This is a genomic window from Kiloniella litopenaei (assembly GCF_000982415.1).
Classification (GTDB): domain Bacteria; phylum Pseudomonadota; class Alphaproteobacteria; order Kiloniellales; family Kiloniellaceae; genus Kiloniella; species Kiloniella litopenaei.
Map to the genome: position 1 here is coordinate 55,015 of NZ_LANI01000030.1, position 12,564 is coordinate 67,578.

A 12,564-nucleotide genomic window follows, 5' to 3' on the forward strand; every position below is an offset into this window, starting at 1 on the left:
AATGATATCGAATAGTACATCGTCCCGAAACATCCGTCACCAATCGGGATTCGTCACAGAAATGAATAGGGATCAACGTCAACAACGACCTTAATACGTGATGGCGCTTTCAGCTGGCTGAGCCAATTCCTTGCGATACCCTGAGGTGCGATAGTTTTTTTACTCATAATGAGGAAACGCCGCCTAAATTTCCCACGTAACAAAGCAAGCGGTGCTGGCGCAGGGCCGAGAATTTGCGCCCCATCAAATTGAGGAATCGATCTGGCCAGCCCCGCACAAAAGTTATCCAGCTCACTTTCATCTGGGCCAGACACAATGACAGCCGCCAAGCGGCCAAAGGGCGGCAGGTTTCCTCGCGCCCTTGTTTCTGCTTCAATTTCCAGAAACTTGTCGCGATCTCCCTCTTTCAGCGTCTGCATCACAGGGTGCTTGGGATCAGATGTTTGCAACAACACACGTCCTTTGTGTTCTGCACGCCCGGCACGCCCGGCCACCTGATGCAATAGCTGGAAAGTTCGTTCCGCAGCCCTCAAATCACCGCCAAACAAACCAAGGTCCGCATCTACAACACCAACAAGCGTTAGATAAGGAAAGTGATAACCTTTGGCAACGACCTGTGTTCCGACAAGAAGATTAACCTCCCGATTCTGTATTCGATCGACCATTTCTTTTGTCGCAGCCGGTGACGTCATGGTGTCACTGGCCATAAGCGCCACATTCGCCTCGGGAAAAAGCAACTTCGCCTCTTCCACGATCCTCTCAACCCCCGGACCGCAAGGAACCAGAGAATCCTCTGCCCCACAAGAAGGACAGGTTTCCGGTAACGCAGCGGAAAAACCACAATGATGGCACTGCAATCGCCGAAAGCGTCGATGCTCAACCAACCATGCCGTACAATGCGGACACTGCAATCGATGCCCACAGGTCCGGCAAAGTGTTAGGGGGGCATAACCTCTGCGGTTCAAAAAAAGCATCGCTTGCTCGCCTGCCTCCAGGGTCTGGCGAATAGCCCCTCGCAGCGCCTGTGATAGCCACCCCGGTCCCGACTGCAATCGCTCGGGCTTATCAAACCGCAAATCGATTAACTCCACATCAGGCATACCGGCCCCACCATGGCGACCGGGAAGGATCAAACGTTCGTACCGCCCGCTTTGTACATTGACCATCGTTTCCAGCGCCGGGGTAGCAGATGCCAGAACAATAGGACAACCACAGCCCTTTGCCCTGACCACCGCCATATCCCTTGCATGGTAATAAACGCCATCTTCCTGCTTGAAGGAACCTTCGTGCTCCTCATCCACAATAATAAGGCCGAGGTCACTATAGGGTAACATCAAAGCAGAACGCGCCCCGACGACAACTGGCGCCTTACCTGACGCAACTGCTCGCCAGGTTTTTCGCCGAAGCGCTGGCGTCAGATCAGAATGCCATTCAGCTGGCGCAACCCCGAATCGCTGCTTAAATCTATCCAGCCACTGACTTGAAAGCGCAATTTCCGGCAACAAGACCAAAGCCTGTCGCCCTTCCCTCAATGCCGCCTCGATAGCTTCGAAATATACTTCCGTTTTACCGGACCCGGTAACACCATCCAGAACAACTGTTGAGAAAGATCGTCCCTGAACCCTGCTGACAAGGTCATCCGCTGCCGCTTTTTGATCAGGGGAGAGTTCGGGGCCGACAGCATCAGAAACAGGGGCGGGAAAGAAAAAATCCGGTGCCTCGAAATAACTCTCAATCATGCCAAGTTTTTCCAGCCCCTTTACAACAGAACTGGAAACACCCGCTTCTCTCGCCAGATCAGCCGACGTCCAGCCACCACTATTTGTGACGACATCAATTACCTTTTGGCGGGCACTTGTCAGGCGAGTTTTTTCCCTTTCACCTTCTTTTGAAAGAGCATCACCTGATAACCGATAGAGCTTTTGCCCTACCTGATCTTCCAACGCCTGGGGAACAGACAAAGCCATCTTAAGGACAGAACCTTGCGGAGAAAGCGTATAGTTAGCGACCCATTCAACAAATTTTCGCAACTCTTCTCTCAGAGGCGGGACTTCAGAGACACTTACAATCTCTTTCAATTTTTTCAGGGGTACATTTTCGTCCGCGTCACCATCCCAGACAACACCCGGCAAGACTCGCCGGCCAACCGGCACCATGACAACCTGTCCCGGTTCCAACGCGATCTGCGCGCCATCCGTTCCATAAGGTAATAAATAGTCATAAGGTTTTTCAATTGGCAGAACAACCTGTACCCGGCAACGGAGAGGTTGCTTATTCATCTCCTCAAATAAAGCCTGCCCTTCACCACCATTCTGCACGAATCGTCATTCCCTGTTAAAAATTATGCTCTAGCCTTTGCTTATAGAGGCTTCCTTTACAAGGAAGAAAAATCAAAAGAGCTGATACAAAAGATATGAACGATACATCGAAAAACTCTATCGTTCACTTTCCCTTCGTACTTTCATGATTTATATATACTGAAACTCTGAGCCACGGGCAGCAACACGCTAGCTTACGGACGGACAACATGTTCTGCTAACCTGGATATCCCTTCTTGGATTAAGAAGCAGAACGCGACACAGTAATACAGGATTGATTGATGGAATTCTTTATCGACACTGCGGATATCGACGAAATTCGCGAACTTGCTGCAACCGGCCTTGTTGACGGCGTAACCACAAACCCGTCCCTAATCGCCAAAAGCGGCCGTCAGTTTATTGAGGTCATCAAAGAAATCGCAGACGTTGTTCCTGGCCCTGTAAGCGCCGAAGTCACATCCCTTGAATATGACGGAATGATCTCCGAAGGGCGCAAACTTGCCGCCATCGCAGATAACATTGTGATCAAGCTCCCTCTTACACCGAACGGCCTGAAAGCCTGTAAAACCTTCTCAGATGAAGGCATCGACACCAATGTAACACTTTGCTTCTCTTCAGCTCAGGCTCTGTTGGCGGCAAAAGCTGGTGCGACCTATATCTCCCCCTTCATTGGTCGCCTGGATGATCTGGCCCAAGACGGTCTGACTTTGATTTCTGATATCGTTGAAATCTATAGCGCCTATCCAGATATCAGCACAAAGGTTCTGGTTGCATCTACACGTAGCCCCCTTCATGTGGTTGAAGCGGCAAAGATGGGTGCAGATACGGCAACTATTCCACCAGCTGTTCTAAAAGCAATGTTCAAACATCCATTAACCGATAAAGGTCTGGAAGCCTTTATGGCTGACTGGGAAAAAACCGGTCAATCCATTCTCTAGAAAGTGGTGCAGGACAAGATTATGAGTAGCCCTTCTCAGGATGTAGAGACTGATCAAATAAAAGAACCTCTCATCACTGCGCGTCACGTCGAAAAATACCTTCGCCAGCATGCGGATTTTCTGGTGCAACACCCTCAGGTGATAGATAGCCTTGAGATACCCGGAAAAACAGAAGGGCGCGGTCTTGCTGATCTCCAGCAGCACATGATCGAAAAATTGCGCAATCAACTTGCCCAGGTAACAAGAGAGCGCGACGTCGTTATATCAAGAAGCCATCACAACAAGCTAACCCAAGACAGAACCCACCGGGCTGTAACCGCTCTGATCTCTGCAAAGAACTTCGAGCACCTTATCGACATCATCAGCACTGAACTTCCCATCATCATGGGAATGGATGCAATCGCCATTGGCGTCGAACAACCGGGCGATTCTGACGTTGCGGCCCCAGTAGAAGGCATTTCCTGCCTCCTCGCCGGTATGGTGGATGGATTAATCGGGAGCGGACAACCCGCTGTGCTTCGTAGCCACATACAGGGGGATGTCTGCCTTTACGGCACCATGGCGCCCCTTATACAATCCGATGCTTTGGTTAGACTCCATATTTCATCAACTACACCTCCAGCCATGCTGGCATTTGGATCACAGAGAGATGATCAGTTTGAACCCGGCCAAGGTACGGAATTGATCCGCTTTATCGGATCTGTCGTTGAAAACACGATCAGAACCTGGCTGAAACTCCCTGAATAATTCATCCAAAAAGGGAAGAGCCATTAAAAAGACGCCAAGAAAAACACTCGAAATAGATCTTACGGTTCTTCCCTGGAACGATGACGTTCAAATCGCTTTTCAAGACTGGCTCAGCTGGCATCGCAACGAGAAAAGATCTTCAGACAAAACCATAGAAGCCTATGCACAAGATATTAGGGCTTTCCTTCGCTTTCTTGGTGAACACAGCGGCCATGTCATTACCTTAAAATCGATAAACCAACTGGAAATCCGCGATTTCAGGTCCTGGCTTGCTGCCCGTAGTGGACAGAATCTAAGCAAAACATCCACAGCTCGGGCACTGTCCGCTGTACGCGGCCTGTTTAAATGGATGAACAAACAACAACTAATCAACAATCATGTGCTCGATATTCTTCGCACACCAAAAAAAACACAGGCTATTCCCAAAGCTCTCACGAAGGGGGAAGCCCAACAGGTAATGGAACAAAGCCTTGAACTACAGGACGATACCTGGGTTGGCCTCAGGGATCAGGCCGTTCTCCTCCTTCTCTATGGCTGTGGATTGCGCATTTCTGAAGCACTGGATTTGAATCAGGAAGACGCCCCACGCAAAGGACAAGACTTCCTTCGTGTTGTGGGGAAACGAAACAAAGAACGTCTGGTGCCGATTTTACCTGTTGTTTGCGACGCTATTGCAAGCTATCAGGCCTCTTGCCCCTTCCCCACAGCCCAGGGTTCGCCCCTTTTTTTGGGCGTTAAGGGCAAAAGGCTTTCTGCCAGAATCATACAGCTCCAAACCCAAAAGCTGCGCGGCCTGCTTGGCTTGCCAGAAACAGCAACACCCCACGCCCTTCGACACAGCTTTGCCACGCACCTGCTTTCCAATGGCGGGGATCTCAGAGCAATACAGGAATTGCTTGGCCACAGCTCTCTTTCGACAACACAGCGTTATACCGATGTCGATGCCGATGAATTGCTAAAGGTTTACGACAAGGCCCACCCCAGCGCACAAAAGTAAACCTGACGCCTCAAACAATTACGAAAATTTAGCCTTCGTCCTCCACCTGCATCGCGGCAGTCTCTGGTGTTGACGTACGCGCAGGCGGCGTAGAAACATAGGCCACTTTCTCGTCCTCAGCGACAGGTGCACGGCGCGTGATACGCCAGATCGTGTAAAGCACAATAAGTACATGCGCCCCCAGAGACGTCATAAACAAGCCTGCGGTCCCAATGTGGGCCATTCCTACACCGGACAACAAAGGCCCAATGATCGACCCCATTCCAAAAACAAGAAGCAAACCACCACTTACCTGAATAAAGCTGCCCTCCGCAGCATGATCGTTGGCATGAGCGACAATCACCGGGTACATGCTAAAAATCGATGCACCGAAAAAGCCAATGAGGATCATATTGAAAAGCTCTGTTTCCGGGGCAATCAGGATAAAAGACAAATCCACAGCTATGGCTGTGAGTGCAATCACCAACAAAACTTTTCGTCGATCCATTTTATCCGAAAAATGACCGACAGGGACCTGTACCAAAGCCCCCGTCAGAATCGGAATACTTGTAAAAAGCGCAACACTCGTCAGGACGAGGCCAATACGGTCAGCATAAACAGCGGCTAATGTTCCGAAAGAAGCATTGGAAATCCCAACCATAAAAACAGCAAAAACCGCAACTGGTGAGTTTTTCCACAAAGCTTTTATATCCAGACTAACTTTAGCCAAGGGGTTGGGCGAAGCGCTGGATGAAACCGCCGTGGGAACCAGGGCCAAGCAATAAAACATTGCGCCCAGAACAAAGAACAGAAAGCCGGCACTATCACCAAGTGGCAATACCATCTGACCTGTTGTTGTCGCGGCAAGTGTTACCATTGTATAGATACCGAAAATTTTCCCCCGCGAGCTGGCATCGGCTCTTTCACCAAGCCAGCTTTCAACAATCATTGCAGCCCCGGCAAAACAAAAACCTGAAACCGCGCGCATTGGTATCCAAGCAAAAGGAGAGACAACCAACAAAGAGCTTAAAATCGCGAATGCCGCAAAAGCTGCCATCACACTAAAGGCCCGAATATGACCAACCTTGGAAACGAATCTTGGCATGACAACACAGGCACTTACGTATCCCACCGCCCAACCAGTCCCAAGCAACCCCAATGAGAAGGCCGAGAAGCCTTCCATATTCCCACGGACAGGAAGAATCAGTGCATTAATACCACCAGCAAAAAAGAGAAAAGCCGCGCCCAGGAGAAGCGCACTGATGGGGAATAGTTGACGAATCATATTTCTGAAGTCCCTGTATTTTTATGCCTAGATTCATATTAGTCATTCAGGTTTAAAACCAACGCCAGGCTATTCCATCTCCACAAAGAACGGAATAACATTTTGTTTTATTTATATAATTTTTCCTTGAGACAAAGGCTTCTGACGTCCAAATTTATGAATAATCAATGGGCCCAAAAGCACACCGATACCCATTGTTAAAAAAGCCATTGCCCATGCCAGGGTATTTTCTGCCCCACCGAATAAATCCAGCACTCCTCCAAAAACAATCGGCGACAAAGATCCGGCTGCAAAGCCCGCAAGTGACTGCAAAGCCATTGTTGCGCCCTTTCGCTTGGGATCAGAATTGGCAACGACACCAGAGGTCAGCGAGGAAGAATCAGCCGTGGCTGTAACGCCGTATATCGTGAAAGCAACAATAACAACGATAAAAGGCAAGCTGGCTGAGAAACCGATCACAAAACCAATAAGAGCTGATGCCCCCATGACCAGCGTTAAAAGCTTTCGACGTCCATACCGAACTGAAAACTCATTCCCGATCACACTTGCCGGAAGCCCAAGCAAAAACACCCACGATGCAATTTGCGTCGGGCTCCAGTCGAAAGCTCCTGCTGGCTGCAGAGAAAGAGAAAAAACCAGAAAAGCTACCAGCCAGGCACGAAGAGCAAAAAGCTCCCACAAATGTGCCGCATAAGCGAGGATATAACCAAGAGCAGGCCGATTGGCGATAACAGGTTTGAAATTCACCAACTCCTTCATCGGGATGTGGTGATACGGCTTGTGGCCCCGGGCAACAAAGAGATAAACAACACCCCATGCGAAAAAGCTACCAATACCCGCAACAAGAAAGGCCCATTGCCACCCCATGAGCTGCCAAACTTCCCCAGCAACAAAAACCGATACACCAGTGCCAATGGCAAAATGAGCTGTGTAATAGGCCACAGCACGGCTTTGTTGCTTCTTTGCACTAATCAGATCGGTTAAAAGCTTGAGACCAACCATATAGGTTCCTGCAAGGCTAACCCCAGCAAAGAGGCGAAAAAGCATTGCCGTCCAGAAGCCTTCGGCCAGAAAAGCAAATCCAAGAGCCGCAATGCCACCAACCGCCATGGAATAGAGGTAGATCCGCCGTGCATCCTCCCGATCCGTTAGTGCAACCAGTAACGGCACAGCCGCTGCGTAGCCCCCGTAATAGATCCCGCTAATCCATCCGATCTCGGTATTGCTTAAAACCCATTTTTTTTGAAAAAGGATAATCAGGGCAGAAAAGGTTGCGTTATCAAGCATGCCCAAAACTTGAGCCAGACACATAACCGCAATCAAAGTGGTTGCTTTTTTTGTCGTACTTCCATCAAGCATTCTTGTTAGCCTCACCCCTCTGGCGCAAATGATAAGCTTTTTTATCCTCAATTTGTCCAGAAATAATTCTAAAAAAAAAGAGAGGGAGCTCACGCTCCCTCTCTTTAAACTAGTCTCTAGACGCACCCAGGAATTACATATGAATTGCGCGCTTATCTACGGCAAGTGCGGCCTCTTTCACAGCTTCGCTCAGTCCAGGGTGCGAGTGGCAAGTTCTGGCAATATCCTCAGCAGAACCACCAAATTCCATCACGGCAACAGCTTCGGACAATAGCTCACCCGCTGCCGGGCCAATAATGTGTACGCCCAGAACTTTATCGCTTGTTGCATCAGACAGAATTTTCACCTGACCGTCTGATTCACCCATAGCACGTGCGCGGCTGTTGGCGCTGAAAGGAAACTTACCAACGTTATAAGCAACACCAGCTTCCTTGAGAGCCTCTTCGCTTTTACCAACAGTGGCTATTTCCGGATGCGTATAAACAACCCCGGGTACCAGTTCATAATTCACATGACCTTTTTGTCCCGCAAGCGTTTCCACACAGGCAACACCGTCTTCTTCTGCTTTATGCGCCAGCATTGGGCCGGGAACACAATCGCCAATCGCATAGATGCCATCGACAGATGTTTTGAAATTACCATCGACCTGAATTACACCACGTTCCATGGCAACACCCAGTTCTTCCAATCCAAGACCAGATGTATAGGCACGGCGTCCGATAGAAACCAGAACAGTATCAACTTCCAGTTCCTCAACTTTACCTTTTTTCACAGATTCCATCGTCAGCTTGACTTTGCCATCAACTTTGTCTGCTGCGGTAACCTTCATTCCCAGTTTGAATTTCAGACCCTGCTTACCCAGAACACGTTTGGCAAGTTTCCCTGTTTCTTCGTCAATACCGGGAAGGATTTTATCGAGAAACTCAACAACAGTAACTTGCGCCCCAAGCCGTGACCAAACTGATCCCAATTCCAGACCAATTACACCGGCACCGATAACGACCATATGCTCAGGCACTTTTTTCAGAGAAAGCGCACCAGTTGACGTAACAATCTGCTCTTCATCCGTTTCAATACCAGGTAAAGGCGTTGATTCTGAACCTGTCGCAATCAAAATGTCTTTGGTTTTCAATGTCTGTTCGCCATCGTCACCCTTGACGAGAACTTCGCCAACCTTGGGAATAGAGCCCCAGCCCTTAACGTAATCGACCTTGTTTTTCTTCAGAAGAAACTCAACACCCTTGGTCAGGTCTTCAACAACCTTGTCCTTGCGCCCCAGCATTGTTTCCAGATCCAGCTCGACAGATCCCTTGATCCCATGCTCGGCAAAGTGCTTTTGTGCATCCACAAACTTCTCGGAAGAATTCAAAAGCGCTTTTGAAGGCATGCACCCGACATTCAGACAGGTTCCGCCCAATGTTCCCCGCCCTTCAACACAGGCCGTTTTGAGACCAAGTTGAGCAGCGCGAATTGCGGCAACATATCCACCCGGGCCACCGCCAATAATGACCAGGTCGTAAAGAGCTTCACTCATTTTTCTAAGGATCCTTTCCGTATCCAGGTGCTTTCTCTTATCGTCCAATAAGATGTAATCCTTCTACTCAGCAAGGCGGTTACATCTCGTCGGCTATAAGCTATTTGATATCGTTTATCTGGATAGCATATGAAGTCCAAACGATATAGCCTTGATGCAATTATTTCTCAGAAAACAGACTTTTAAAGCCCTCCCTTCAAGCAAGGGATATAATTCAGGCCGTATTCTGATTTCTGACCATAATAAACAATAAGCAGGACTCCGCTTACTAAACAGCGTTTTATCTGGAGCGAGAATAACAACATTCCTATAGATATCAAATATTTCTTATAGGAAACTTTCAGAAAATTCTCCACTAAAAGACAAAACACAGATATAATGACAAGAACTCAATAAGTTGGAACAGGAAATGCCGAGCAAAGAAACACCGAGAATCGTGGAACCAAAAGCGACTATTGCGGGCGCAGAACGTACCTTGGAACCTCTAAAGCTAGGCACACGGCTTCGCGATGTTCGCAAGAACAAAAGCTGGACACTGGAAGAAGCCTCTAAGCGCACAGGTTTAGCACGTTCAACATTGTCAAAAATCGAAAATGATCAGATGTCTCCAACCTTTGAAGTCGTTCAAAAACTCGTTACAGGCCTGGAAATTGACATCCCCCAACTCTTTACCAAAGGCGACCTACAGACAAATGTTGGCCGCAGGACTGTTACCCGAAAAAACGAGGGCAAAGAGCACCCGACAGCAACCTATCAACACGAACTCCTGTGCACTGAAATCATCAATAAGCGCATGATTCCTTTCAAAAGCACCATTCGCGCGCGCTCTATGGATGATTTTGGCGAACTGGTCCGCCACAACGGCGAAGAGTTTCTTTATGTTCTTGACGGGGAAATAACCTTCTATTCAGAGTTTTATGAGCCAATTTCCCTTAGCGCAGGAGATAGCCTCTATTACGATAGTGGTATGGGGCATGCCTGTGTATCCACCAGCCCTCAGGATGCTGTTATTATTTGGGTATCAACACCGCACCCATACTAACCACTTGGTATTATTTCACTTTATAACAATGACCTACAACTGATCACACTTTTTTTATTTACGCCAGCAAATCCCATATTGCGAAATTATTTCCGATAGGATAAAACCTTTCACAATTAAAAATCGACCATACGATTTATAGAATAGCTCCCAGCAGAGTAACTCTTATCAACGAATTGAGTGCGTGATCGTCCAGCAAACACAGCGCGCCAAACAGTTTCGCCTGCCGTTTAAAACAAGGCGAACTAGGGGATAAATATGGAAGCTTTAGAAGCACTTACAAATATACTAAATTATATCAATGGCATTGTATGGGGCGCCCCCATGCTTGCCCTCATTCTCATAACAGGTCTCTTCCTCCAGGTCGGGTTGACCTTCTTACCACTTCGCAAAATCAGCTATGGCTTTTCTTTGCTGTGGAAGGGAAGAGAAAAAACCGAAGACAGCGGCGAAATCAGCCCCTTTAACGCACTGATGACATCGCTATCAGCCACGATCGGTACTGGAAATATTGCCGGCGTTGCCACCGCGATTTTTATCGGCGGCCCTGGCGCGCTTTTCTGGATGTGGTGCACTGCTCTGGTCGGCATGGCGACGAAATATGCCGAGGCCGTTCTCGCCGTCAAATATCGTGAAAAAGATGACAATGGTGACCACGTTGGCGGCCCGATGTACTACATCAAAAACGGCCTTGGCAAAGGCTGGTACTGGTTGGCACCAACTTTTGCCATCTTCGGTTCTATTGCTGGTTTTGGTATTGGTAACATGGTTCAGTCGAACTCCATTGCCGCAGCTATCAACACATCCTTTGGTCTTCCTTCCTACGTAACAGGCGGAATTCTATTTATCCTCACCGCCGCTGTTATCCTGGGTGGCATCAAGCGTATTGGTTCTGTTGCCGGGAAACTGGTTCCAGCCATGGCGATCATCTACATTGCCTGTGGTCTGATTGTACTCGTGATCAATGCAGCTGAAATTCCGGCAGCCTTTGGCCTTATCTTCCAACACGCCTTCACCCCAATTGCTGGTGCGGGTGGTTTTGCTGGTGCAACAGTTTGGTTGGCAATCCGCTTTGGTGTTGCACGTGGTGTCTTCTCTAACGAAGCCGGCCTTGGAAGTGCTCCAATTGCACACGCTGCCGCAACCACCAACGACCCAGTTCGCCAGGGTAGTATTGCGATGCTCGGCACCTTCATTGATACCATCATCGTTTGCTCTATTACTGGACTTGCGATTATCACCAGTGGCGCATGGACAAGTGGCGAGAACGGCGCAAGCCTGACATCACTTGCTTTTGAAACTGCCCTACCGGGTGTCGGCAACTACATGATTGCAATCGTTCTTTCCATCTTTGCCTTCACAACTATTCTTGGTTGGAGCTTCTATGGCGAGAAATGCATCGGCTTCCTTTTCGGAACCAAGGCAATCTGGCCTTTCAGAATCGTCTGGTGTGTCGCTGTTTTTGTCGGCGCTTCCTTGAAAATCGACTTCGTTTGGCTACTATCCGATACGCTCAATGCGATGATGGCTTTGCCGAACCTTGTTGCCCTTCTTCTACTAAGTCCTGTCGTTTTCAAACTAACCAAGGACTATTTCCAAGACAGAGATGCAGAGAAGAAAGAAAGTTAAGCGTTTAATTACCTTATGAGGCTGGATATTTTTTCATTTATTCAGCCTGACAGGCCTACGCCAGCTCGTTATCGAGCTTACAACTCAGCCTCTGGTACAAATTGTATCAGAGGCTTTTTATTAAAAATAATTTATGAGTATCCTGAGCCAGATTTCCTAAAGAGGTATTCAGAATAAGATATTTGGCGCCTGATATATTTAGTAGATAGACTTAGCTATCAGTATCATCATCGCTGATATTTTCTTCCTTGCCAGCTGGCAAGTGAATGACAAAGCCGGAACATTCCTTGTCCGCATAAGGCTTCACACGGGAAATCATTTCTTTCTTCAAGAGCTCGACCAAATGTTTTCCCACGGGACGAAAGAGTGTCTCACCCTGCCCGGGGACAGGTGGATCAAGCCGTATCAACACAGACCTGACTTCGCGGCGACGACGTTGACGTTCAATCATTTGCCGGATGGACTCCAGCGCATGCCGCAAATCTAACCCGGTAAGGTCCAACTCATAATCTGCGTAACCACTACCATCAATAAGGTTATTCAGATTTAGCGTATCATCTTCCATACCACCCCCCATTTTCAAACGCCCAAAACAAAGGGCGAAGCAAGCACCTCTGCATCATATCCGTAAAAGATGACAGCACCAAGTAACCATTCACAAATGGTAACTGTCCATAGTTCACTTTTTCGGTGTCAGTCTGAGACATAAAAAAGCAGCGGTGTTAATTGTCAAGCA

Annotated in this window: 10 protein-coding genes; 5 read left to right on the plus strand and 5 right to left on the minus strand. The window is 48.3% G+C overall.

Annotation, left to right across the window (positions count from 1 at the left end; translation table 11 throughout):
• Positions 1-53 precede the first annotated feature (53 nt).
• The gene (locus WH95_RS17855) at positions 54-2,279 is read right to left on the minus strand and encodes a primosomal protein N' (RefSeq protein ID WP_046509744.1); all 2,226 of its coding nucleotides are present in this window, start codon (positions 2,277-2,279) and stop codon (positions 54-56) included.
• A gap of 320 nt (positions 2,280-2,599) precedes the next feature.
• Between WH95_RS17855 and fsa the strand changes: the two genes are divergently transcribed.
• The 3 genes from fsa (at position 2,600) to WH95_RS17870 (ending at position 5,000) form a co-directional block, all read left to right on the plus strand.
• Entirely contained in the window at positions 2,600-3,256 is a 657-nt protein-coding gene (gene fsa, locus WH95_RS17860) for a fructose-6-phosphate aldolase (protein WP_046509720.1), read from the plus strand.
• Positions 3,257-3,277: 21 nt separating this feature from the next.
• A complete protein-coding gene (locus tag WH95_RS17865) occupies positions 3,278-4,003 on the plus strand; it encodes a DUF484 family protein (protein ID WP_046509722.1) in 726 nt (241 codons plus the stop codon).
• A 91-nt stretch (positions 4,004-4,094) separates the two neighbouring features.
• Entirely contained in the window at positions 4,095-5,000 is a 906-nt protein-coding gene (locus tag WH95_RS17870; protein ID WP_052742131.1) for a tyrosine recombinase XerC, read from the plus strand.
• 28 nt (positions 5,001-5,028) lie between these two features.
• On the opposite strand, the gene WH95_RS17875 is transcribed toward WH95_RS17870, so the two are convergent.
• The 3 genes from WH95_RS17875 to lpdA form a co-directional block, all read right to left on the minus strand.
• Positions 5,029-6,264 carry an MFS transporter gene (locus WH95_RS17875; protein ID WP_046509725.1) on the minus strand — a complete coding sequence of 412 codons (1,236 nt, stop codon included), beginning with the start codon at positions 6,262-6,264 and terminating at the stop codon, positions 5,029-5,031.
• A gap of 111 nt (positions 6,265-6,375) precedes the next feature.
• A complete protein-coding gene (locus WH95_RS17880; RefSeq protein ID WP_046509726.1) occupies positions 6,376-7,623 on the minus strand; it encodes an MFS transporter in 1,248 nt (415 codons plus the stop codon).
• Between the two features lie 133 nt (positions 7,624-7,756).
• Positions 7,757-9,157, minus strand: coding sequence for a dihydrolipoyl dehydrogenase (gene lpdA, locus WH95_RS17885; protein ID WP_046509727.1), 1,401 nt, complete (start codon positions 9,155-9,157; stop codon positions 7,757-7,759).
• Between the two features lie 409 nt (positions 9,158-9,566).
• Here lpdA and WH95_RS17890 point away from each other — a divergent pair, with 409 nt between their 5' ends.
• Both WH95_RS17890 and WH95_RS17895 read left to right on the plus strand, forming a co-directional pair.
• Complete coding sequence (locus WH95_RS17890) at positions 9,567-10,199, plus strand: helix-turn-helix domain-containing protein (RefSeq protein WP_046509728.1); 633 nt, start codon at positions 9,567-9,569, stop codon at positions 10,197-10,199.
• 258 nt (positions 10,200-10,457) lie between these two features.
• Complete coding sequence (locus tag WH95_RS17895; protein WP_046509729.1) at positions 10,458-11,828, plus strand: alanine/glycine:cation symporter family protein; 1,371 nt, start codon at positions 10,458-10,460, stop codon at positions 11,826-11,828.
• Positions 11,829-12,039: 211 nt separating this feature from the next.
• On the opposite strand, the gene WH95_RS17900 is transcribed toward WH95_RS17895, so the two are convergent.
• Positions 12,040-12,393, minus strand: coding sequence for a hypothetical protein (locus WH95_RS17900; protein WP_046509745.1), 354 nt, complete (start codon positions 12,391-12,393; stop codon positions 12,040-12,042).
• Positions 12,394-12,564: the final 171 nt, after the last annotated feature.